General features: G+C 59.6%; 19 protein-coding genes. 8 read left to right on the forward strand and 11 right to left on the reverse strand.

The features are described from left to right. Complete coding sequence (locus tag K0B93_RS04905) at nt 1-807, forward strand: CsiV family protein (protein WP_228743310.1); 807 nt, start codon at nt 1-3, stop codon at nt 805-807. On the opposite strand, the gene K0B93_RS04910 is transcribed toward K0B93_RS04905, so the two are convergent. From K0B93_RS04910 to K0B93_RS04930, 5 genes are read right to left on the reverse strand one after another with little or no spacing between them, the layout of a single operon-like run. Next, complete coding sequence (locus K0B93_RS04910) at nt 782-1,570, reverse strand: S-methyl-5'-thioinosine phosphorylase (protein WP_219866144.1); 789 nt, start codon at nt 1,568-1,570, stop codon at nt 782-784. The genes K0B93_RS04905 and K0B93_RS04910 overlap by 26 nt on opposite strands. Beyond that, a complete protein-coding gene (locus K0B93_RS04915; RefSeq protein WP_219866145.1) occupies nt 1,567-2,808 on the reverse strand; it encodes a mechanosensitive ion channel family protein in 1,242 nt (413 codons plus the stop codon). The genes K0B93_RS04910 and K0B93_RS04915 overlap by 4 nt, the downstream gene beginning before the upstream one ends. 23 nt (nt 2,809-2,831) lie before the next feature. Beyond that, nucleotides 2,832-3,332 (reverse strand): L,D-transpeptidase, encoded by a 501-nt coding sequence (locus tag K0B93_RS04920; RefSeq protein WP_219866146.1) that lies wholly within the window; start codon nt 3,330-3,332, stop codon nt 2,832-2,834. A 58-nt stretch (nt 3,333-3,390) separates the two neighbouring features. After that, nucleotides 3,391-4,068, reverse strand: coding sequence for a TetR/AcrR family transcriptional regulator (locus tag K0B93_RS04925; protein ID WP_219866147.1), 678 nt, complete (start codon nt 4,066-4,068; stop codon nt 3,391-3,393). 60 nt (nt 4,069-4,128) lie between these two features. After that, nucleotides 4,129-5,037 carry an MFS transporter gene (locus tag K0B93_RS04930; protein WP_219866148.1) on the reverse strand — a complete coding sequence of 303 codons (909 nt, stop codon included), beginning with the start codon at nt 5,035-5,037 and terminating at the stop codon, nt 4,129-4,131. A 196-nt stretch (nt 5,038-5,233) separates the two neighbouring features. Between K0B93_RS04930 and K0B93_RS04935 the strand changes: the two genes are divergently transcribed. Further along, nucleotides 5,234-5,854 carry a riboflavin synthase subunit alpha gene (locus K0B93_RS04935; RefSeq protein ID WP_219866149.1) on the forward strand — a complete coding sequence of 207 codons (621 nt, stop codon included), beginning with the start codon at nt 5,234-5,236 and terminating at the stop codon, nt 5,852-5,854. Between the two features lie 10 nt (nt 5,855-5,864). Here the strand turns inward: K0B93_RS04935 and K0B93_RS04940 are convergent, their stop codons facing one another. The 5 genes from K0B93_RS04940 to K0B93_RS04960 all read right to left on the reverse strand — a co-directional run bounded on the left by K0B93_RS04940 (nt 5,865) and on the right by K0B93_RS04960 (nt 14,296). Next, nucleotides 5,865-7,004: a class I SAM-dependent methyltransferase gene (locus K0B93_RS04940; RefSeq protein ID WP_219866150.1), complete on the reverse strand. Its 1,140-nt coding sequence runs from the start codon at nt 7,002-7,004 to the stop codon at nt 5,865-5,867. A gap of 194 nt (nt 7,005-7,198) precedes the next feature. Continuing rightward, the gene (locus K0B93_RS04945; protein ID WP_219866151.1) at nt 7,199-8,245 is read right to left on the reverse strand and encodes a class I SAM-dependent methyltransferase; all 1,047 of its coding nucleotides are present in this window, start codon (nt 8,243-8,245) and stop codon (nt 7,199-7,201) included. A gap of 120 nt (nt 8,246-8,365) precedes the next feature. Further along, entirely contained in the window at nt 8,366-8,539 is a 174-nt protein-coding gene (locus K0B93_RS04950) for a hypothetical protein (RefSeq protein ID WP_219866152.1), read from the reverse strand. A 122-nt stretch (nt 8,540-8,661) separates the two neighbouring features. Beyond that, complete coding sequence (can, locus tag K0B93_RS04955) at nt 8,662-9,342, reverse strand: carbonate dehydratase (RefSeq protein WP_219866153.1); 681 nt, start codon at nt 9,340-9,342, stop codon at nt 8,662-8,664. A gap of 67 nt (nt 9,343-9,409) precedes the next feature. Further along, nucleotides 9,410-14,296: an NAD-glutamate dehydrogenase gene (locus K0B93_RS04960; protein WP_219866154.1), complete on the reverse strand. Its 4,887-nt coding sequence runs from the start codon at nt 14,294-14,296 to the stop codon at nt 9,410-9,412. A gap of 163 nt (nt 14,297-14,459) precedes the next feature. Here K0B93_RS04960 and K0B93_RS04965 point away from each other — a divergent pair, with 163 nt between their 5' ends. From K0B93_RS04965 to K0B93_RS04990, 6 genes are read left to right on the forward strand one after another with little or no spacing between them, the layout of a single operon-like run. Continuing rightward, nucleotides 14,460-15,422 (forward strand): AAA family ATPase, encoded by a 963-nt coding sequence (locus tag K0B93_RS04965; RefSeq protein ID WP_219866155.1) that lies wholly within the window; start codon nt 14,460-14,462, stop codon nt 15,420-15,422. Between the two features lie 36 nt (nt 15,423-15,458). Beyond that, nucleotides 15,459-16,403: a DUF58 domain-containing protein gene (locus tag K0B93_RS04970; protein WP_219866156.1), complete on the forward strand. Its 945-nt coding sequence runs from the start codon at nt 15,459-15,461 to the stop codon at nt 16,401-16,403. Beyond that, a complete protein-coding gene (locus K0B93_RS04975; RefSeq protein ID WP_219866157.1) occupies nt 16,400-16,870 on the forward strand; it encodes a DUF4381 domain-containing protein in 471 nt (156 codons plus the stop codon). The genes K0B93_RS04970 and K0B93_RS04975 overlap by 4 nt, the downstream gene beginning before the upstream one ends. Continuing rightward, nucleotides 16,864-17,889 carry a vWA domain-containing protein gene (locus tag K0B93_RS04980; protein WP_219866158.1) on the forward strand — a complete coding sequence of 342 codons (1,026 nt, stop codon included), beginning with the start codon at nt 16,864-16,866 and terminating at the stop codon, nt 17,887-17,889. Before K0B93_RS04975 ends, K0B93_RS04980 begins: the two co-directional genes overlap by 7 nt. Then, nucleotides 17,882-19,669 carry a VWA domain-containing protein gene (locus K0B93_RS04985; RefSeq protein ID WP_219866159.1) on the forward strand — a complete coding sequence of 596 codons (1,788 nt, stop codon included), beginning with the start codon at nt 17,882-17,884 and terminating at the stop codon, nt 19,667-19,669. The genes K0B93_RS04980 and K0B93_RS04985 overlap by 8 nt, the downstream gene beginning before the upstream one ends. Further along, nucleotides 19,663-21,393 carry a BatD family protein gene (locus tag K0B93_RS04990; protein WP_219866160.1) on the forward strand — a complete coding sequence of 577 codons (1,731 nt, stop codon included), beginning with the start codon at nt 19,663-19,665 and terminating at the stop codon, nt 21,391-21,393. Before K0B93_RS04985 ends, K0B93_RS04990 begins: the two co-directional genes overlap by 7 nt. Nucleotides 21,394-21,424: 31 nt before the next feature. Here the strand turns inward: K0B93_RS04990 and ccmI are convergent, their stop codons facing one another. Next, nucleotides 21,425-22,681 (reverse strand): c-type cytochrome biogenesis protein CcmI, encoded by a 1,257-nt coding sequence (gene ccmI / locus K0B93_RS04995; protein ID WP_219866161.1) that lies wholly within the window; start codon nt 22,679-22,681, stop codon nt 21,425-21,427. Nucleotides 22,682-22,701 lie beyond the last annotated feature (20 nt).

The following is a 22,701-nucleotide window of genomic DNA, read 5'->3' on the forward strand; positions in this document are numbered from 1 at the left end:
TTGCAGAATGACGGTAATTGCGGCGCCCGCTCTGCGGCACGCACAGTAATCACGGCCCTGCTGCTGACATTTTCGCTGACGGCACAGTCGCAGGAGGCGGGCACCAACACTGGCACCATCCCCGACGACTACTATCGGGCGGAACTGGTGGTTCTTGAACGCATCGTCCAACCCGAAGCGGTCAATGAGCGAATGGCCGACCGGAAGGTCGAGCCAACACCTGACACAGAAGAGATCCTCCGAGCGGTAGGCCTGGATGGCACAGCAGAAACCTCACTGGACCTGGCACCCAAAGGCGAGTTGTACCTGCACGGCGCTGCCCAGCGACTCGAACGCAGTGGTCGTTACCGGGTACTGGTAGAAGCGGGTTGGTACGAGGCTTTCCCCCCGGACTACGAGGGCCAGCCGCTGCGGGTGGCTGTCGGAGACTGGCTGGACGGAGCCAATACCCGTGAGATCGAAGGAACCATCACCATTGATCGCCAGCGCTACCTGCATGTGGGTGTGCATCTGAATCACTGGCAACTTTCAAAGAACGACGCACCACAGTCCGTGTCAGCCCTACCCGATGAAGGAAATCAAGCGGATCCAGCAGCCGGGACCGTCAATGGAACCGGTGCAGGAAGCAGCGATCTGGGATCACTGGCAACCGGGGGAGACGTGCAATCAACCGTGTCGGCGCCACCGGTGGAATTGCTGACCTGGATTCGGGAAACCCGGCGCATGCGCAGTGAGGAAATCCATTTCCTGGACTCCCCCACGATCGGCGTGCTGGTGTTCTTTAAAAAGATTGAGGCGTCGGAGTAAGCTTTCCAAGGCCGGCCATCGACATCTCAAGCATGCCCTTGACGCTGGACATGCCCTTGTCGATGGCCTCTTCGATCTCGGCCATGGTGATGATGTGGTCGGATTTGCCCGCGGCCCAGTTCACCACCAGGCCCAGACAGACATAACGCATCCCCAACTCCGCTGCCAGAACGGCCTCAGGCATTCCTGTCATGCCCACGAGGTCGCAGCCATCACGCTCCATTCGTCGAATTTCAGCAGCCGTCTCCAGCCGCGGCCCCTGCGTTGCGCCATACACACCAAAGTCCGAGAATGACACACCCAGCGAGGCCGCCGCCGCGACCAGAATCTCGCGTGCGTCCGCATCGTAGGGCCAGGTGAAATCAATGTGGGTCACTTCCTCAAGGTCACCCTCGAAGAAGGTACTCGGGCGACCCCAGGTATAGTCGATGATCTGATCGGGAATCACGACGTGCGCGGGCCCCATATCCGGATGAATACCGCCAACGGCATTCACGCCCACCACGGTGCGAACGCCCGCTTCGTAGAGCGCTTGCAGATTGGCGCGATAGTTCACCTGATGCGGCGGAATCCGGTGCGGGTTGCCGTGTCGGGAGAGAAACACCACGGGCTGATCGCCCAGAGAGCCTTCAACCAGGGGCGCCGAAGGGGCTCCCCAGACCGTTTCCACGGGCCGCTCTCCGGTGATCTCCAGCCCCGAGAGAGTGGTCAGTCCGGTGCCACCAATGATCCCGACAGGATACTGCTCCGCTGCCTTGCTCATTCTGCGTCTCCCGCTTCTTCCTGATCGCCCACTCGCGCTGTCTGGCGTGACCGCCCAGATGCTTTGCGCTGCGCCACCGGCTCATTATTCTCAGCCTGGTCGTCGCCTCCGTCGTCATTGCCCTCTTTGGCCCCCGCCAACCGGACGCCCTCCGGCAAATGCAAGGTCCGTGTCGGGAATGCCACCTCGGCACCGTACCCCTCGATAATCTCGCTGATCTTGAGCAGGACGCTCTGCTTCACCTCGTGGAAATGGACCCACTGGGTGGTTTTGGTGAAGGTGTAAACCATGATATCCAGAGAAGAGGCGTTGAAGGCCACAAAGTTCACAATCAATGTCTGCTTGGTATCGATTTCTTCGTTGTTCTCCAGCATGGACCGGATGTCCCGGACAATATCGGCCATCTGACTGACATCCGCGTAGCGGATGCCAATGGTTTCACTGATACGGCGATTGCTCATTCTGGAGGGGTTTTCCACGGCAATGGTGGTAAACGCAGCATTGGGGACATACAGCGGTCTCTGGTCGAACGTTCGGACCGTCGTCAGGCGCCAGCCGATGTGCTCTACGGTCCCCTCAATGTTCCGGTCCGGAGACCGGACCCAGTCGCCGACCTTGAAAGGGCGATCGAGGTGAATAATGAACCCCCCGAAGAAGTTCGCCAACAGGTCCTTGGCAGCAAAGCCGACCGCAACACCGCCGAGGCCGCCGAATGCCAATACCCCGGAGACACTGTAGCCAAGGGTCTGCATGGCGATCAGTACAGCGGTGATGATAACAACGGCCCGAGACAGCTTGCTCACCGCATTCACCGTCGTGTAATCCATCGGCGTTTTCATTTTCAGGGGGGAGACCAGGATTTTCTCGCCCTCCTTGATGAGCCGGAGCAGCGTCCAGACGAAAACCCAGATAAAGCCCACCTCAACGATCGTCTCGTTGGCCTTGAAGATCTGAGCGTCCGAGTAGCGGTGAGCAACTTCCGCCGCCCAGTAAACGCCCTGCAACCAGACGAAGGCCACCGCGGGCTTGCGGGCGGCGTGGAGAACCGCATCGTCCCAGAGGTTCTTCGTGTTGCTGAACTTGTGTTCCAATGCCCCGATTATCTGGCTGACGATGTAGGCGACGGTCGCCGTGCCAAAGACCAGCCCGAAAACCACAATCCCTACACGCCAACCCTGGGACAGCAGATCAAAACTCTGAATCCAGCCGTTAACCATGGCTGTTACGTCTCCGATCATCGGATCCCTCTGCTCAATCTGGCTTAATAGATGATAACGGTGGTGCCGACACTTACCCGTTCAAACAGGTCAATGACATGGACATTGCGCATTCGAACGCAGCCGTGAGACATGGGTACGCCCATGGGCTCGGTCTCCGGCGTGCCGTGAATGTATATGAAGCGGCGGAAAGTATCGACCCCGGGGCCGCGGTTTTTACCGGATTCGCGACCGCAGAGCCAGAGGATTCGGCTCAGAATCCAGTCCCGACCCGGATTCTGGCCAGCCAGTTCCGGGGAATGGATTTCACCTGTGGGCCGACGGCCACGGAATACTGTGTAGATGGGCTGGTTGTCGCCGATCTTGGCGCGAATGTAGTGTTCACCACGGGGCGTGCAACCGCTGCCGTCCTGCTCACCGGGGCCGTTAACGGCTGTTGAGATCGGATACTCGGCCAACAGCTTGCCGGTACGATTGACCAGGGTCAGGACCTGACGATCCAGACTGATATGGATTTGCGGGGCGGTAGTACTGTCGAAACTCAAACCGGTTAAGCTCCCTTCGGGCTGGTGCCAGAAGGAAGCCTAACCGACTGCACAGAACTCAGGCAACCGAGACCTTGCTTCCGGAGGGAGGGATCAGCATCGTGTCTTCGGCTTGCATGCCCGCAGCGAGGAACGGCACCAGTCGGGCTGCAATTTCCTGCACCGTGGTTTCCACACCCAATTTGTTCTGCAGAATATCCCGGAGGGCGTCGCTGCTGGACATGGTAAAGGCGGTGGCACCCAGCATGAACTGAATACGCCAGTACCGGTCTACTGCGGACAACTGAGGCGTTGCTTCCTTAAGCAGGCGCATGAACCGGCTGAAGGGATCGCCGTATTCCTGTTCGAGAAACTTTCTCAAATGACCCTGGGACTGGGTGTAGGCTAGCCCGAGCAGGCGCATGAAGATGGAAATTCCCTTCTCGTTGCGCTGCGGCATGCGGACTGCGCTTTCGGTCAACGCCCAAAGAGTCTGGTTCAGTGTCGGCGGCTGCCCTTCACACCTGTCCTCCAGTTCATCAAAGGCTTTTTCCAGCGTGGCTGAAAACGGTGTCAGGAAACGGGCGAATACGGCATGGATGAGCGCATTCTTTGAGCCAAAGTGGTAATTGACAGCGGCCAGGTTTACTTTAGCCTTACTGGTGATCATGCGAAGCGAGGTCTCCGAAAAACCTCGGTCGGCAAACAGCTCTTCGGCTGCATCAAGAATCCGGTCAACGGTATCAGACTGCGCCATTTTATTATCAAAGCCTCTAGCAAACGTCTGTTTGAAACATACGTTTGAAGTCAACTTATGTCAAGTTCTCGGCTCCGGCTCTGCGGCCACACCCTGCCAGCCACGATCAATTGCCTGCTGATTCCCCTCGAAAAACGCTTTCTGCACGCGCTCGTAGGCCTTTTCGGCCTCTAACAGATAGATCAGATACATGCGCACATGCTCCCGCCGTGTCAGGCGGCGAGCCAACACCCGTTGCTCGGACAACCGGAGCAAATTGCTGAAACGGGTGTTCTTCAGAGCCGGATTGAAATCCGCCATGCGGGCACACTGCCAGATCAGGCCGTCACTGGCCTCCAGGTGAGCGGCATGGGCTCGCGCATCCCGGAGCATACGCTGACGCTTCATCACTACCTCCAGATAGGAGGGACTTGATGCATAGATACGCCGTACCGAAGGAATACCCAGTAAAAGGATAATAACGAACGCACCAAAGCCGGTACCGGCCACCCAGGCCGGGACAAACCCGGTCAGACCGCTCAGGAATACGAGGGCCGCCACCAACGCAGTGAACAGCCAAAGATCCCGCCGCCTGCGAGCAACGGCCAGGGTATAGTTATCCGGCCAGTCAGTCATGGCCAGTTGATCGAAGTCCATCAGCAGGATCCGGTCGCATTGGCGCAGCATCAGCCTGAGCTGGCGCTGCCTGGAATAGGCCACTGTCTGCTCGACCCCGTCATCCGACGCCTCACCGTGCCCCGAATCGCCGGAATCGACGGCACTCTCGTCGTCAGTGGGAGCGGTCTCTACTGGCGGCGTCTCTTCGATAGAAGGCTGTGCAGGAGCGCCGGCGGGCATTGCCGGGGGCGTAGCAGACTGGGCGGGATCCTTTACCGTCGATGGTAGAGGATCGGCAGCCCGGCCCGGACGCAATACGGCCCCTTGGCCAGAGTCTGTAACGGGCGGTGCGGTCCTCTGATTTTCAGCCATACTCAACTGTCCGGAAAATGGGCGGTAAAATAGCCCTAACGTGCGGCTCTATTTGGTTATCGACAGTCTACCGCCATTCTTGAGCCAGCGTCACAACCGCAGTCGCGATCGGACCAACTTGGCAATGGCGTAACCGCCCGCTATCCTTGGCCCCCACCCCGCAGGTAACCAGGCACTTACGGCAAGAGGTCCGAAAATGTTCACAGGTATTGTTCAAGGCATAGCAACCGTCGAGGAGATCACCACGGCCCCCGGGCTGAACACCTTCGTGATCCGGTTGCCGGACGACAAGGTGGGCGGAGTTACCATCGGGGCCTCAGTCGCCATCAATGGCACCTGCCTGACTGTCACCCGCCAGGACGGCAACGCCCTGTACTTCGACGCGATGCAGGAAACCCTGCGGCTGACCACGCTCGGCAGGCTTGAACCCGGTGATGAAATAAACTTCGAGCGGGCGGCAAGGATCGGCGACGAAATCGGCGGTCACCTTCTGTCTGGCCACATTCACACCACGGCAACCATTGTGGAAATCCTGCGACCGGAAAATAACGTCACGCTCTGGTTTGAAGTTCCCGACGAGTGGACCCGCTATATTTTCCCCAAAGGCTACATTGCCATCAACGGTGCCAGCCTTACCATTGGCGAAGTTCAGGGCAACCGGTTTAACGTGCACCTGATACCAGAGACACTTCGGGCAACGACCTTTGGCAAGGCAACCGAGGGCGATGAGGTCAACATCGAAATCGACAGCCAGACCCAAACCATCGTCGATACCCTCGCTCGCATGGGCTACGATCAGCCGCCCAAGAGTCCCTGAACGAGACCCGCTACTGAAGCCCTGCTTCCAGAACGACAAACTTCGGGCTCGCGTCCAGTTGGCGAACCTGCGGGAAAAACCTGCGCAAACTTCGGTGGTAGCCAAGATGACGGTTTCCGACCATGAGAAGCCGACCACCGGGAGAAAGGTGTTTCGCTGCCTGGGCGAACAGGCGAAGCGCAACGTGATCTCCAACCACCCCACCCTCGTGGAAAGGCGGATTCAGCAGGATCAGATCGAACAGCCCGGCGGAGCCGGCGATGCCATCCGCATGCTCGAAGCTTGCCGGACTGTCAGGAAATGCTGCGGAAACGTTACGACGAGCACTGAGCACGGCCTGGCTCGATACATCAGTGAAAGTGACCGCCATCTTCGGCCGCACCGCCAACGCACTCAAACCAACGACACCGTTGCCACAGGCCAGGTCCAGAACCCGGGCATTTGATACCAGACCGGACACAGTTGCTTTCACATGGGGCAACAACAACCGTGTGCCGATATCCAGCCTCTCCCGGGCAAACACCGCCGGCAGTGCAGCAACCGTGAAACCAAGGTCGTCGGGACCGTAGCCCTTCCAGGTCCCCGGCCAGGGGTCGAGCCCAGCCGCCCCCCGCCGACAAACCACCACCCGGGCTTTTTTCCGGGCGGGACACACGATTTCCGTCTCCACGGCCTGGGCAAATACTTCCACGCTGCGGTCGGGCAGGTGCTTGATCATACCGCCAGCGAACAACAGACCGTCATCCTTGAGAACGCCATTTACCCAACGCAGGAGCCAGGCAAGGTAATCCGCATGACGGGGGATTCTCAGGACAACCGCGTCGTAGCTGGTCTCTGGCGGCTCGAGCCAGCTCATGACAGTGGCCTTGGCAGATACCCCGGGATTCATCCGGGCATTGTGCGCCAGGGCTTCCAAAAGGGTGGCGCTGTCGGCGAGAAGGTCCGGCTGGTACCGGTGAAGGCCGAGAGCCAGGGCACCAAACTGATCATCAACGACAAGCACTTTTGGTTCGGTGCCGGCATCCACTCGCCGGAAAACCTCCTCCAGCAACAATTCATCCGCCGCATCCCAGGCCCGGAGTGACGGGTCGCCACCCGGACGGGACAGACTGAGCCGCCCCTCTGGATATTCGAGCACTGCAGTTGTCATTTCAGGCATCCAAAACGAAGATTTTCACAATCGCGACATTCTAGGCTGATTATTCTAGAAATTATCCCTAGATTAGGACCTGTTCACGCAACATCCCTTTTCCGGTTGGCTCCGTTGTTTTGGACGCGAACCTTTTGCCCCTCACCCCAGGGGCTTTTTTCGTTAAGCGTCCCGAGAAACGAAGAGGCACCGGCTCAGCGTCGTACCGCCCGGTAAACGGTAAAACGTCGATCCTCATAAAGACGCTCCACCGGACCAATAAAACGCTTGATCAGGGATTCGTAGGGCAAAAAACTGTTCGCAACCAACCTCAGCTCTCCCCGCGACTTCAGGTGGCGAGAGACCTCGCGCAGGAAATTCTCTGTCATCGACGTGTCTGTTTTCACGCCGGTATGAAACGGCGGGTTGGTCACGATAGCAGGCCAGAACCCTTCCACTTGTGACAGACCATCCGAGGCCATGATGTTCCCCTGGGCACCGGTGCGCTCATAGGTTGCCCGGGCACAAATCACCGCCTGAGACTGCACGTCCACGCCATCCACAATGCTCGGGGCACTCCCCTGCGCGCGCTGCCAGGCCTGATACCATGCGCCAATCACGCCTGCTCCACAGGCAAAATCCAGCAACCGTTCAGCCTTGAGCGGCGAGCTGACCAGGGTTTCGAGCAATAGCGCCGTTCCATCATCCAACTCACCCTGGCTGAAGATGCCAGGTAGCCCGCACACATCGATTGAACAGCCGGCGAGACTGACCGTGTTCCACGCCATCCACTCCGCCAGATCAAAATCCGGCAGGGGGGCGAGGTCCGAGGCCGCCCAAACCTGACAATGCCGGGCGCTATCGACTTTCGTGGCTGCCGGGGCGATTGCCTTGAATTGCTTCACGGCTCCGGCAATGCCTTCTTTCTTCTCGCCGATAACGATCAGGCTGGCGCCGGGTGCCGCCAGCCACCGAGCCAGCGACAGCCTCAGGTCCAGTTCTGCCCGGGCTTTCGGCAGGAACACCACCACCGTGTCAAAGCCTGACGCCGTCAGCTCAGGGTCGTCATAACCAAAGCACACCTGCCAGTGATTTTGCGTCGCCAGCGCAGCCGCCTGCCCGGCGTGCTCACTCATTGCCATGCCGCCGGATGGAAGCTCCGCCAGCAGCGCCGGGGTGCTGGCGCCGAGCAGGGCAACACGGCCGTTCAATCGGGAACGGTTCCGGATCAGGGCTTCATGGGAATTGGGCATGGCGGACATTGGCAGAAAAATCCCGGGACTGGTTCTTGAAACGGGATACTCTAACCGGAATCAGCCCCTGAGTCTCGCCGGAAATGGCTGCATCAAAGGGCCGATCGGGAGGAAACGACTGTGAGAGCGTTACTTGTATCGAGCGACGGTTCCGACCCGCAGGGCGTCCTCAGGAGACATACCCCATTCTTCGCCATGGCGAGGGCCGGATGCCTTGCGGTCATCGGTCCGGACATCTGATTCGAGGTTATCGGGCTTTCGCTTTGCCAGGGCAATCAGCGCTTTTTGCATCAGTTCTTTCATGGTCAACCTCCTCGCTTACTGCAGGTACCAATGTACCAAAACGGGAGGTGACCAACTGTGATGACGCCACGGGTTCAGAAGTGACGGCCTTCACGATTTTTTACGCCATTTTACAATTGACGCTATGCCTTTTTCTGGCGCCCGGCCCGGACCGGCCTTAGCACCAGTTCCTCAACACTGTTCTGCTGGATGCGTTCACGGTCTTGCTCGTTGGAGATGGACAACCCCATGTCCCGCAGGATGCCGTCCGCAAGATCGTAAACAAACCCGTGTACCGTCAGAGGCTGCCCGCGTTTCCAGGCTTCCTGCACGATGCTGTTCTGACACACGTGCCCAACCTGCTCCACAACGTTCAGCTCACACAGGCGGTCAACACGATCCTGTTCGCTGGTGATGTCATCAAGCACTGACTGGTGCCGGTCCCGAACATCCTGGACATGGCGCAGCCAGTTGCTGATCAGTCCAAAGCCCTCATTCAGCAGAGCGGCCCGCACCCCACCACAACCGTAATGGCCGACGACCATCACATGCTTGACCTTCAGCACCTCGACCGCAAACTGCAGCACCGAGAGGCAGTTGAAATCAGTGTGAACAACCACGTTGGCCACGTTCCGATGAACAAACAACTCCCCCGGCATCAGGTCCACGATCTGGTTGGCCGGCACGCGGCTGTCGGCACACCCAATCCAGAGGTAGTCAGGCGCCTGCTGGCTGGACAGACGATCAAAAAACTTCGGGTCTTCGGCTTTGATCCCGTCGGCCCATTCCCGGTTTTTTTCAAGAAGGTGGTCAAGCTGACCCATCAAAATGTCCCCCACTCAATGGCTTGGAGCCTGTGATTGAACGGTAATCCTTGACACAAATCAATACTCAGTTGGTCTCAGGCTCGACTTCAAGATGACCCAAGTGCGTTGTGCTCTGGGCCAGATCGAGCAATTCCCTCAGTGCGACGGAGAACATCGCATACTCGGGTTCGCGTACACCCTTGAGCTCCGCGAGCATGGATTTCCACCGATGGACCATTCCCGTGTGCCGGTTCAGCCAGGCGTCCACGCAGGCCGGAAGATCTTCCGCTTTTTCCGCCAGCCGGAGCACGCCGGTGGTCAAGGCCCGTTGCTGCCACTCGAGATCCTCACGGAAACTTTCCCTCGCCAGTGCCTGCCAGTGAGACGCAGGAGTGAGCGAAGCAATCGCTTGCGCGAACCAGTTCAGGTCAAGCCGGTCTCCGACCTCATAATAGAGATTGGCTACCGTTTTCAGGGGCATTCCAGTCGCTTCCTGGGCCTCAATGATGCCCAGCGATGAATACAGGTAGTCGGTACCTGACACCACCGATGCCAGCTCTTTGGACAAACCGGCCTCGACAAGTGCCATGTGGCGTTTTTCCCAGGCCGTGCGAGCCTGCTCGCCGAGATATTCCGGCAGATTGGCCGTGATTGCCCAGACACTGTCCGCAAACCGTTCGATATGGTTCTGGATGCTGAGTTCGGCCCGACGGTTACGCAGCAGCCAGCGGACCGAACGACGCATCAGCCGCATCAGATCCTGCATCAGCGACATCTGCAGTTGGGCAGGAACGTTAAAGTCCTGCTCCTCGATCCGGTCCCACCAGTTATCGATCCGAAACACATCCCGGGCAATTATCCAGGCCAGGGCGATCGAAGCCGGGTCGGCTCCTGTGGACTGGCTCAGCCTCTCGACAAAAGTGATACCCATGTGATTGACCATGTCGTTGGCAATCTGGGTCGCAATGATCTCGCGTCTCAACTGGTGCTCGCCCAGTTCCTTGGCGAACTTCTGGGTCAACCCGCGAGGAAAGACCTTATACATCTCCCCGGCGAGGAGGGGCTCATCTGGCAATGTGCTGTCGATCAGCGTTTGCTTCAGGTCGCCTTTCACATAGGAAATCAGCACCGACAATTCCGGGCGCGTCAGCCCCTTCTTGTCCAGCTTGCGCTCCGACAGGGTTTCATCGTCGGGCAGGAATTCAAGCGCTCGGTTGAGCTTGCCCTCGGTTTCGAAGGTGTTCATCAGCCGGCGGTACTCTTCAAGCCGGACCGCCGCGTCCTCACTGGCAATACTGATCGCCTGGGTCTGGCGGTAGTTGTTCTTCAGCACCAGCGCGGCAACTTCGTCGGTCATTTCTTCCAGCATGAGATTGCGTTGCTTGCCGGTCAGATCCCCCATGGCAACAGCCTGGTTCAGCAGGATCTTCATGTTCACTTCATGGTCCGAGCAGTCAACGCCGCCCGAGTTGTCGATGAAGTCGGTGTTCAGGCGCCCGCCCCTCAGGGCGAACTCAATACGCCCGAGCTGGGTAAGCCCCAGGTTTCCGCCCTCACCGACCACTTTGCAGCGCAGCTCGGCGCCGTTAATCCGCAAGCTATCGTTGGCCTTGTCACCGACGTCCGCATGGGTTTCGCTGACGCCCTTCACGTAGGTGCCGATACCACCGACCCAGAGCAGGTCCACCTGCGCCTTGAGGATATGGGAAATCAGCATGTTTGGGGGAACCCGGTCCGACTTGATCCCCAGCAGCTTCTTCATTTCCGGACTGAGCGGAATCGACTTGGCGTTGCGACTGAAAACGCCACCCCCTTTCGAGATCAGCTTGGTGTCGTAGTCGGTCCAGGAGGAACGGGGCAGCTCGAACAACCGTTTCCGTTCCTTGAAGCTCCGTTCCGGATCCGGCGTCGGGTCAATGAAAATGTGGACGTGGTTAAACGCCGCAACGAGCTTGGTCTTTTCGGAGCACAGCATGCCGTTGCCGAACACGTCACCGGCCATGTCACCGATACCAATCGCCGTGAACTCATCCAGCGCAGGGTTCACACCCAACTCTCGGAAATGTCGCTCGACAGACACCCAGGCGCCACGCGCCGTGATGCCCATTTTCTTGTGGTCGTAGCCGTTGCTACCGCCGGATGCAAAGGCGTCACCCATCCAGAAACCGTATTCAGCGGACAGGCCGTTGGCGATATCCGAGAACGTTGCCGTACCCTTATCCGCTGCAACCACCAGGTAGTGGTCGTCCTCATCGTGCCGCACGACCCGTTCGGGGGGCTGGATGCCGGCCTCCACGAGGTTATCGGTGATATCCAGCAACCCTCGGATAAAGGTCTTGTAGGCTTCGATACCCTCGGCCTGGAAGGCTTCGCGATCAGAAGGATCTGGCAGGCGTTTGGCGACAAAGCCACCCTTGGCCCCCACCGGGACAATCACGGCGTTCTTGACCTGCTGCGCTTTCACCAGCCCGAGGATCTCCGTGCGATAATCCTCGAACCGATCCGACCAGCGCAGCCCCCCGCGGGCGACCTTTCCGCCCCTCAGGTGCACGCCCTCAACCCGTGGCGAGTACACGAAAATCTCGAACATCGGCATGGGTAACGGCATGTCCGGGATCCGTGATGGATCGAACTTGACGCTGATATAGGACTTGTTGGCGCCCTGATCGTCAGGCTGGTAATAGTTGGTACGAAGGGTCGCCTGCATCAATTCCAGATACAGCCTCAGGACCCGGTCTTCACTGAGGTTTTCCACCTCGTCCAGGCCGGCATTGAACTCGATTTCCAGCTTCTGCTGGGCCGCTCCACTCTTGCCGCCACTCTGATAGCGCTCTGGATTGAATCGCACTTCGAAGTAATCCAGCAGCATCCGGGTCAGATCAACATGATTGACCAGGGTGTTTGAGATAAACGTCTGACTGTTGGAGAAGCGGATCTGCCTCATGTAACGGGCATAGGTCCTGAGCAACGCAATCTCGCGCCAGCTCATGTAAGAGGACAGCAGCATCCGGTTGAAGGCATCGTTTTCGGCCTCGCCGTACCAGATACGCCGGAACAGATCTTCAAAGATCGGCCGGATACGATGGATATCCACCACGCGCCCGGTGTGGGCCTGCAGGGTGAAGTCGTGAATCCATACCGTCTTGTCGTGACGGTCCACCACCTCAAACGGGTGCTCACCCAACACCCGGAAGCCGAGATTGTCGAAAATCGGCATCACATCGGACAGGGGCAGTGGCTCGTCGGGGAAGAAGAGTTTGAAATGCAGTGTGCTCTCATTTTCTTCCAGCGCCCGATAGAAGCTCATCGCCAGATCATTAGAGCGGGCCGACTGGGAGATATGCTCCAGGTCAATGGCCGCACGGCGCGGTGAGAACATATCTGTGTAACTGGCCGGGAAACCGCTGGCCCAGAGCCGGTGTAACTCGTTCCCCTCCTCTTCACCGTAGGCTTCGCTGAGCGCCTCGTACAGTCCGTCACGCCAGGACTGGGCCATCTCAATTACCTTCTCCCGAATCTCGGAAATCGGAAGCTGGCGGTTTTCCACCTGGGGAACCCGGACCGTGAACTGCACACGGGCGAGTACCGACTCGGAGAAATGGGTCACGAATTCAATGTCTTCCGCTTCCAGCCGGTCCAACAGCACCTGCTCGACCTTGAGCCGTAACTCGGTGTTGTAGATATCCCGGGGAAAGAAAGCGAGGCAGGTCACGAACTGCCCATAGACATCCTCCCGCAGAAAGAGCTCGATCCGCCGACGTTCCTGAATGTAGAGGATGCTCTTGGCAACCTTCAGCAACTCATTGCTCTCGATCTGGAACAGTTCGTCCCGCGGGTACAGCGTCAGAATCTGTTCCAGTTCCTTGCCCGCGTAATCGTCCCGGAGAAAGCCCGAGCGCTTCATGACACTCTGGTACTTCCGCCTCAGCAAGGGAATCTCGTCGGGGCGCTCGTTGTATACCCGGGCCGTGTAGAGGCCGAGGAAACGACGTTCGCCGACCACTTCGCCCTTGCTGTTGAACTTCTTCACCGCGATGTAATCCGGGTAGGCCGGGCGGTGCACCCGGGACCGCTGTGCCGACTTGGCGAAGATAAAGATGTCGTCGGTGCGGGTCATTTCATGGCGAGTCCGCTGGGGCAACTCGTTCAACCGGACCCTGTCCGGTCGTTCGTTATTGACCCTGAGGATACCCAGCTCGGAGTTCTCGACCCGTCGCACCACCATGCCGCTTTTGTCCTTGGCAAAGTCGTACTCGTCATAACCCAGGAAGGTAAAATGATCCTGCACCAGCCAGTTCAGGAAGGACCGCGCCTCCTCCTTTTCCTCCTCACTGATGCCCGCCGTGGTGTCGTCCAGCTCCTCCAGGATTTCCGTCACCTTGTTGGTCACAACCGGGAAGTCCGCCACCGCGATCCGCACCTCGTGCAGGACAGTCTGAAGCGCTTCCTCAAGGTCTCTCAGGTCCGCCGGATCGCTGTGACGGTCAATCTCGAGTACGATGAAGGCTTCGTACTCGGCCTCCTTGTTGGTTTTCCTGCTGGAGAGCAGCTTGCTCAGTTTGCCTTCCTGAGTCCTCTCCACCTGCAGGATCGAGTGCTGGATGGAGTGGGTACCGATCTCCCGCTGGTTGATCGCGATCCGCAGGGAATCGATCAGAAAGGGAATGTTCGGGTGCAGGATGAAAATGACGGTATGGGTGGACTGCCAACCATCACTTTCAAGGTCCGGGTTAAACACCGAGACCGGGGATTCCTCGGCACTTCGCTTCTGGAGAAACTGCCAGGCGGCCAGCACCGCACCGTAGGTATCCGAAAATCGTCGACTAACGAGCTCTTCGAGAGGAATATGGGCGTAATGCTGTTTCGCAAATTCGCTGATTTTCTTTGCCTCTGTTTTGGCAATCTTCTGGGCGAACGCATCAGCCAGTTGTTCAAAAAACTGATCCTTGCTGGCCACTGTCAGCGCATTCATGGTCGACCTCGGTTAGTGTGAAATAAACGTAATCGTCGTATCGTCACATAAGCATAGTCAAACCCTTGATTTTTGCCGGCCAGACACCAAAACTGCGGCAACTACTTACGGACGAAACACGTTCTTTTGATGAACCCAAAAAGAGTGGGAGCAGTCACTTCCAATGTCGTTACAGAATACGTTCGGTGAGCTCAGATCGCAGTTGGCAAAAAGGATAATCGGGCAGGAAAAACTGGTGGACCGGCTGTTGATTGCGCTCCTTGCGGATGGACACCTGCTGGTAGAGGGTGCCCCCGGTCTGGCAAAGACCACCGCGATCAAGGCGCTCGCCGATCACCTGGACGGCGACTTTCACCGGATCCAGTTCACACCGGATCTTTTGCCCTCCGATGTGACGGGCAGCGAGATATTCCGGGCCGAAACGGGCCAGTTTGAGTTTCAGAGGGGGCCCATCTTCCACAACCTCGTACTGGCCGATGAAATCAACCGGGCGCCGGCCAAAGTCCAGTCGGCATTGCTGGAAGCCATGGGAGAACGCCAGGTCAGTGTGGGCCTGCGTACTTTCCCACTCGACCGCCTGTTTATGGTCATGGCCACCCAGAACCCCATTGAGCAGGAAGGTACCTACCCGCTGCCCGAAGCCCAGCTCGACCGATTCCTCATGCACGTGGTGATTCATTACCCGTCCGCGGATGCCGAAAAAGCCATCCTGCACCTGGCGCGCAATGACTATCGCCAGGGCCAGCCGCAGGCAAACATACAACTGACCGCTGAGCAGGTGTTCGAGGCCCGGGGCGAAGTGGCGGATATCTACATGGCCGAACCGGTCGAGCAGTACCTTCTGGCTCTGGTGCTGGCCAGTCGGGATGCCGCTAGTCTGGACCCGGAACTGGCACGTTGGACGGCGTTCGGCGCCAGTCCAAGGGGCACCATTGCCCTCGATCGCTGCTCACGGGCGCTGGCCTGGCTGGATGGTCGTGACTACGTGACTCCGGACGATGTCCGGGCTATGGCCTTCGATGTCCTTCGCCACCGCATCCTGTTGACCTTCGAGGCGGAAGCCGAAGGCATGACGGCCGATACGGTCATCCAGCGACTGATCGACAGGGTGCCGGTAACCGCCTGATGTTCACTCCTGACCCGACAGACTGACCACGCCACCATGGCCAACATCGACGCTGTAACACATATCAGTCTGCCCGACCTGATCCGCCTGCAAGCGGATGCCAGGGCCCTGAAGCTACCTTCCGCCCGGCCGGTACGCACCCGGCAGGCGGGCCTGCAACGGTCCCCTCAACGGGGCCGCGGCATGGCCTTCGCGGAAGTCCGCCAGTACCAGCCGGGAGACGATATCCGCAGCATCGATTGGCGCGTAACGGCACGGCGTCAGGCACCCCACACCAAGCTCTATGAAGAGGAACGGGAACGCCCGGTCCTGCTGCTGTGCGATCTTGGCCAGACCCTGTACTTCGCCAGCACCGGCGCCTTCAAGCAGGTCCGTGCCGCCCAGGTTGCCAGCCTGCTTGCCTGGCTGGCGCTGTGGGCCGGCGACCAGGTCGGAGGCATCGTGTTTAACGACCGGGAACTCAGCGTCCTGCGCCCTGCCCGCCGGAAGAAATCGGTGTTGCGCCTGCTGGACACGCTGGCCGAACAACAGCGGCGTCCGGGTCGAGATCCGGAGGCCCGCTCGACTAATGACGTGTCGAATGGCCTGGATCAGGCTCTCGACGAAGCCCGTCGGGTGGCCCATACCGGCAGCCGCATATTTGTGATCAGCGATTTTCTCGGTGTGTCAGACGAAACCGGCGCCCTCCTCGGGGCTCTGGCCCGCCACAACTCGGTGAGCGCACTGCGGGTGGTCGATCCGCTGGAGCTCGAACTGCCGAACAGCGGCCGTTTCGCGGTCGCGGGCCCGGACGGGCCGGTCTGGTTTGATGCTGCCAATACGAAGTTCCAGGAAGCATGGCATCGCAAGGTGGAAGCCCACGAGGCACGTCTGAAAGAGTGCTTCCGAACCTCCGGCGTGGCGGCCGCTACCCTGTCCACTGCCGACGACCCTGCAGTGGTTTTGAAGAGCCTGCTGGGGCCGGGAGGGCGGATCGGATGAATTCCCAGGACCCGCTCAGCCAGCTCAGGGATATTCATCTGCCTCAGACCGGAGGTTTCTGGCCCCCGGCGCCCGGTTGGTGGATCCTGGCGCTGATCATGCTTCTGGCGATTACCGGCATTGTCTGGCTGATCCGCCGGCGACAGCAGAAGAATCGCTGGCTCCGGCTGGCGAAGGCGGAACTTGCCAACCTTGAGCGAGGGGCCGCACGAGATCCGGACTGGTTTTCCCGACTGAATAGCCTGCTAAAACGCGCCGCCCGCCAGCGCTACCCCGACCTCCACCCGGAAACGCTGTCCGGTGAAGCCTGGGTGGCCTTTCTGCTTGAGAAAGCACCGGGCGACCGGGTGGCCTCGCGACCGGTGGTCGAAGCCATCGTCCACAGTGCCTGGCAGCCAAGGGCCAGCGCCGATCCCCGACAGGCCATGGACTTCGCCTGGCGCTGGCTGGGAGGTCAGAAATGCTGACCCTCGCCTACCCCTGGCTGTTGTTACTCGCAGGCCTGCCCTTGCTCCTGCAATGGCGGCGGCCGGTCGGACAATCGGTGGACGCGCCGGTACTATCTGTCGGCCACTGGCTGTCCGAACTCCCCGGCGTCAGTCGAAGGGGCAGTGCCACGCCAATCTGGAAAAAGGTCCTGCTGTTCGTCATCTGGCTCTTGTTGGTGGTCGCCATAGCACGGCCACAGCACGTGGGCGAGCACGTCCAGCTTCCGGTGTCCGGTCGGGATCTGATGCTGGTGGTGGACATCTCCCCGAGTATGGATGAACAGGACATGATCATTCAGGGGCGAAGCATCAACCGGCTGCAGGCCGTCAAGGTCGTGCTCGACGACTTTGTCACGCGACGCAAAGGTGACCGGCTGGGGTTGATCCTGTTTGGCACCCAACCCTATGTGCAGGTGCCACTGACCTTCGACCTGGAGACCGTTCGTACCCTGATGCGCGAATCCGGGCTGGGCATGGCGGGCCGTGCTACCGCTATCGGCGACGCCGTCGGCCTCGCCATCAAACGACTTCGCGATCGGCCTCAGGATCAACGGGTGGTGATCCTGCTGACGGACGGCGCCAACACGGCAGGTGAGATTACGCCGGACAAGGCCACGGAGATTGCCGAAGCCGCCGGGGTTCGACTCTACACCATCGGCATTGGCGCAGAATCCATGGTTCAGAGGGGGTTTCTGGGGTCGCGGCGGGTCAATCCCTCTCGGGACCTCGACGAAGCACTCCTCACCCGCATGGCCGAACAGACTGGCGGCCGCTATTTCAGGGCCCGAAGCCTGCCTGAACTGGAAATGATCTACGAGAGCATCAATCAGTTGGAACCGATTGAAGTGGAGGGTAAATTCTATCGGCCAGTGACCGAGTTATTTGCCTGGCCGGCCGGAATGGCGGCCCTGCTCTGGCTGGCGCTGCTCATGCTCAGACCCTTCAGACACCTGGTGATATCTCGCCAACAGACCGAGGGGGAGGAAGCCCGTGACTGATTTTCACTTCCTTCGACCGTTCTGGCTGTTGCTGATCCTGAGCCTGCCGCTGATCTACATAACCCTGAGGCATTTGGGGGCCGGAGACAGCGGGTGGTCCCGGGTAATATCTGACAGACTGCTCGCGCCGGTGATCCGTCACGGGGGTGCAGCGGGGGCCAGACATCGGTCGCCGCTATTGCCGGTCTGTTTTGCGACAACGGTACTTGCCGTTGCCCTGGCCGGCCCGGCCTGGCGGGAAGCACCCACGCCGCTGAAACAACCGGGGGACAGTCTCGTGATTGCCCTGGACCTGTCACTGTCCATGCTTGCCACCGACGTGGAACCCGATCGGCTGACTCTCGCAAAACGGAAGATCCGGGATATTCTGGACGCGCGCCAGGGCAGCCTTAATGGCCTGATCGTTTTTGCTGCGGATGCGCACGTGGTTGCCCCCCTGACGGACGACAGCAAGACTATCGAAGGAATGCTCGACGTCCTCGATCCCGTGATTATGCCGGCACCGGGAAACCGGGCCGATCTGGCAATCGCCCGGGCCAAGGCATTGCTCACCCAGGGGGCACCGGGTAAGGGCCGGATTCTTCTGATCTCGGATGAAGTGCCCGAACGCTACCACTCTGCAATCAGCAAAACCCTGTCGGGTACTGATCTTAGCCTGAGCACACTGGTGGTTGGCACCGAGGAAGGTGGGCCTATCCCCCTTGCCAAGCGCGGCTTTATCCGTGACAACGGGGAAATCGTTATCGCTCGGGCCGCACCCGATACCATGGCCGATCTGGCCGCGGAAAACGGCGGCGCGAGCCAGACACTGACCCTCGACGAAACCGACATCCAGGCGCTCGAACTTGAACCCACGGATAACGACGACTGGCAGGAAAGTGAAAGCGGACTTACCGTGAACCGGTGGCAGGACGACGGCTACTGGTTGCTCTGGCTGACATTACCCTTACTGTTACTGGGATGGCGAAGAGGCGCATTCGCGATCGTGGCCCTGACCATCATGCCGCTCGTCCCTCAACCCGCTCAGGCCCAGGACTGGGCCGCTCTCTGGCAGCGGGAAGATCAGCGAGCGCCGGACATGATCCGTGAGGACCCCGACAGCGCGGCCGAGCGGCTGGAGGACCCGGAATGGCGCGGTTCAGCGCTCTATAAATCCGGCCAATTCGATCAGGCCATTGACGCCTTTTCCGCCGCTGAGGGTGCACGGTCCGACTACAATCGGGGAAACGCCCTGGCACGGGCGGGTAAACTCGAGGAAGCCATTGCCGCCTATGATAAGGCGCTGGCCCAAAACCCGGACCTGGAGGATGCTGACTATAACCGTACACTGGTGAAGAAGTTGCTCGAGCAGCAACAGCAGGAACAGGAGAACCAGCAGGAGTCCGGCGACAGTCAGAGCGAGAATCAGGACCAGTCGTCCCAGAATCAGGAACAGCAGCAAAACCCATCGCAATCCAACGAGAGCCAGAACTCGGGCCAGCAGCCGCAGCAGTCGTCCAATGGGTCACCGGAAAACGAAAACCGCGACCAGCAGGAATCTCCGGGTGAATCCGAAGGTGATCGGAAAAAGCAGGAGCAGCAGGACCAAACCAATGGTGGCAAGCAACCTGCGGGTAAGGCCGAAGCGCCCGCACAGATCTCGGAGCGGCCACTATCCCAGGGCCAGGAGCAGTGGCTGCGGCGGGTTCCGGATAATCCCGGCGGCCTGCTGAAACGCAAATTCCTGCAACAGTACCAGGAACGTCAGACACCATCCGATGAGGGCGATACACCATGGTGAAACCGCTAACCTTCCCCACCATTCTGTTGTTATTGCTGGTGACTCTGACGACATCGCTTCGGGCCGAGGAACTCAAGGTGGAACCGGACCGGACCCGGTTGTACGAAGGCGAAGTGCTGACCCTGACCATAACCGGCTCGATGAAGCTCGACATCAACCTGAGCAACCTGTTCGATTTTGATCTCTCGGAGCTGCCCGCACCGGACATTGAAAAGGTGGAGCCGGACTTCGAGGTCATTGGCAAGAACCAGCGCTATAGCATTCGCACCGAAAACAGCGAGATGATCGGTGAAATCACCTGGACCTACCAATTGGCACCGAGGCGGAATGGAACGCTGACCATACCAACTCTCAGCTTCAGGGATTCGACCTCCAAACCGGTAAAGATTGAGGTAGTCAGCGGCCATCCACCGGATCAGGGGACCGCCAGCAGGAACAGCTTCATCGAGTTGTCCGCCGACAAGGCTGAGGTCTATGTTCAGGAACAACTCACGCTGACCATCCGCCTGTTCTTCAGCGGCAACCTCATTCGCGGGGAGTTATCGGAACCCCAACACCCGAATGCCATCATCGAGCCCCTGGGCAAACAACGGGAGTTTTCCCGCTACCGTGATGGCGTCCGATATCGGGTGGTGGAGCGCCGCTACGCCCTGTTTCCACAACAGCCGGGCGAACTCTCGCTGCCTCCGATCCGTTTCGAAGGGCAGGCTCGCGATGCCAGCGGCAAACTGATCTTCCTGCGAGATAGCGAACAACTCTACGAAGTGCCGGTCAAGGAAGTGCCAGCGGGCTTTACCGGGGACACCTGGCTGCCCGCGAACTCCCTCAGCCTGGACGAGGCCGGCTTGCCGCCCACCATGCAGGTGGAAACCGGCGAAAACCTTACCCGGAAAATAACCCTCAAGGCGGTCGGACTGCCCTCAGAGGCACTGCCGCCGCTGCCCGACGCAACACCCGAGGGTCTCAGAAGCTATCCGGAGCAACCGGAACGATCAACAGAAGTAACACCTGAAGGCCTGACCTCCAGGCTAAGCCAGACCAGTGCTCTGGTGCCCGTGCAGTCCGGACAGCTGACCCTGCCAGAGATCCGCATACCCTGGTGGGACACCAGCACGGACAGCCAGCGTGTTGCCGTTATACCGGCACAAACCCTTCAGGTTGCGGGCTCCCCGGCAAAGGTTACCCAGCCGACAGCGCCCGCCAACAATGAGGTGGAACCGGAGGCTACTGAAAGCCGCAGTGACATGGCAGCCGAAACCGGGAACGGCGTCGGCGTTTGGCAATGGCTGAGCCTGGCACTGGCAGTTCTGTGGGTGATCACAATGGTGCTGTGGTGGCGCGCCAGGAAACAAGATGCTCATCCCCGGACAGACTCGAGTGGCCCCGATTCGCGGGAAGGGACACTGTTTGAACACCTGATTCAGTCTGCCCGCGCAGGGTCATCGTCCACCCCTGTCCTACTGGTGCAGTGGATGAACCAGCGTTTTCCCGGACACCAGTTCCATACGGCAAGCGAAGTATGCGACTGGTGTGCCGATCAGAACCTGGAAACCGAGATTCGCCGGCTGCAGGCGCACCTGTTCTCGCCCGCAGCGCAAACACCCCCTGACTGGGACGGCGTTGCGCTGGCTCAGGCTCTGCAGCGACTACGCCGAGAGGGAAACGAGCAGGACTCTCCGGAATCTGGGCTGCCGCCGCTCTATCCCGGCAACCTGTCTGCCTGAAACCTTGATAGAGACCGCCTCGTCTAGCGGCTTACTCAGTAAGCTGCTTGTCGATAACCAGCTCCACCGGCGCATCCGACCCCACGGCAACGGGAGCTTCGAGGCTGCCTTGCCAGTCGCCCGCCTGGGCAATGGCGTTGCCCGAGCGGCTTAACCGGGCCGTTACCATGACTTCGTCGGCGCCGGAAATCTTCGCCTCAGGTGACATCGACTTGCTGTCATCCAGGCGCACTTCCGCAGGTAGCGCCCCGGCGGTCAGCCGCGTGATCGCCAGTGGAGGTCCACCGGCACCGTCGACCCGACGGGCAAAGACGAACAACGTGGTGTCAGCGGGCACCTGATCGCGGAAAGCGTCGGCGAGCGCGACCCGAACGGTCACCGCGGGACCGTCAGCCGCCATCTGGTTCATGGCTGGCGGCTCCTCGCCCAAACGGTTGTAAGCCTCCCGAATGCCCCCCTGAATGGAGGCCAGTTGCGGATGGTCCGGGGCGACGGTACCGATGCGCTCCCAGTAACGGATCGCTTCGCGGTAGTCCTGCTGACTGAACGCATGGATGCCCAGGAGTCCCAGGGCATTCACCTCGTCAGGGTTCAGCGCCCTGGCCGCCTCAATGGCGGCAGTCACTTCCTCAGTCATAGCTCCCTGGCTACGGTAAAAAAGCGCTTGCGCCGCAAGCCCCAGGGCCACGGCGCGCGCACCGTCTTCCTCGACGCTGTCCGCCAGTCGCCGGAACGCCCACGCGGCATCCTCGTAGCGTTCAAGCCGCATGTAGCTTTGCCCGAGCATGGCCCAACCATCGGAGTTTTCGGGGCTGGCCTCAAGCTTCTCCCTCAGTTGCCCGGCCAGTTCGTTCATCCGGGTCTGGCGCGCAGCATCGGTATCGCCCATCTCCTGCATGGTGATGAACTGTTCCACCCGGTCCATGGCTCCCCATTCCTGGTAGAGCAGAAAGGTAGCGGCAGGCAGCACAAGAATAGCCACAAGGCCAACGGCCATTGCACTTTTCCGGCCGCTTACCAGGCGGCTTGGCTGCGCAGTGTCCGGGACATCGTCGAGCATGGCGCCCGCCAATTCTTCCTTCAGCAGGCGGTAGTTTTCCTCTTCGAGGATGCCGGCCTCATACTCCGCCTCCAGCTCTTTCATCCGGCTGCGGTAGGCCAACAGGTTCTGATTTCTGAGGTCCGCACGCTCTCTTGCTCCGGAGCTGTGGAACAGTACCGGGTATAAGACAAAGGCAAGGGCAAGAATGATTAATACCGTTGCGGCAATCCAGAAGGTTTCGGTCATGGAGTTATCGTCACAGGTTC

It is taken from the genome of Marinobacter sp. F4218 (assembly GCF_019443085.1).
GTDB classification, from domain to species: domain Bacteria; phylum Pseudomonadota; class Gammaproteobacteria; order Pseudomonadales; family Oleiphilaceae; genus Marinobacter; species Marinobacter albus.

Bases quoted from the DNA above. Each gene is read 5' to 3' on its own strand.
- K0B93_RS04925 (WP_219866147.1), bottom strand. From the start codon at position 4,068: ATGGCGCAGTCTGATACCGTTGACCGGATTCTTGATGCAGCCGAAGAG.
- K0B93_RS04970 (WP_219866156.1), top strand. From the start codon at position 15,459: ATGGCCAACATCGACGCTGTAACACATATCAGTCTGCCCGACCTGATC.
- K0B93_RS04930 (WP_219866148.1), bottom strand. From the start codon at position 5,037: ATGGCTGAAAATCAGAGGACCGCACCGCCCGTTACAGACTCTGGCCAA.
- K0B93_RS04975 (WP_219866157.1), top strand. From the start codon at position 16,400: ATGAATTCCCAGGACCCGCTCAGCCAGCTCAGGGATATTCATCTGCCT.
- ccmI (WP_219866161.1), bottom strand. From the start codon at position 22,681: ATGACCGAAACCTTCTGGATTGCCGCAACGGTATTAATCATTCTTGCC.
- K0B93_RS04945 (WP_219866151.1), bottom strand. From the start codon at position 8,245: ATGTCCGCCATGCCCAATTCCCATGAAGCCCTGATCCGGAACCGTTCC.
- K0B93_RS04950 (WP_219866152.1), bottom strand. From the start codon at position 8,539: ATGAAAGAACTGATGCAAAAAGCGCTGATTGCCCTGGCAAAGCGAAAG.
- K0B93_RS04915 (WP_219866145.1), bottom strand. From the start codon at position 2,808: ATGATCGGAGACGTAACAGCCATGGTTAACGGCTGGATTCAGAGTTTT.
- K0B93_RS04910 (WP_219866144.1), bottom strand. From the start codon at position 1,570: ATGAGCAAGGCAGCGGAGCAGTATCCTGTCGGGATCATTGGTGGCACC.
- K0B93_RS04965 (WP_219866155.1), top strand. From the start codon at position 14,460: ATGTCGTTACAGAATACGTTCGGTGAGCTCAGATCGCAGTTGGCAAAA.
- K0B93_RS04980 (WP_219866158.1), top strand. From the start codon at position 16,864: ATGCTGACCCTCGCCTACCCCTGGCTGTTGTTACTCGCAGGCCTGCCC.
- K0B93_RS04990 (WP_219866160.1), top strand. From the start codon at position 19,663: ATGGTGAAACCGCTAACCTTCCCCACCATTCTGTTGTTATTGCTGGTG.
- K0B93_RS04935 (WP_219866149.1), top strand. From the start codon at position 5,234: ATGTTCACAGGTATTGTTCAAGGCATAGCAACCGTCGAGGAGATCACC.
- K0B93_RS04940 (WP_219866150.1), bottom strand. From the start codon at position 7,004: ATGACAACTGCAGTGCTCGAATATCCAGAGGGGCGGCTCAGTCTGTCC.
- K0B93_RS04960 (WP_219866154.1), bottom strand. From the start codon at position 14,296: ATGAATGCGCTGACAGTGGCCAGCAAGGATCAGTTTTTTGAACAACTG.
- can (WP_219866153.1), bottom strand. From the start codon at position 9,342: ATGGGTCAGCTTGACCACCTTCTTGAAAAAAACCGGGAATGGGCCGAC.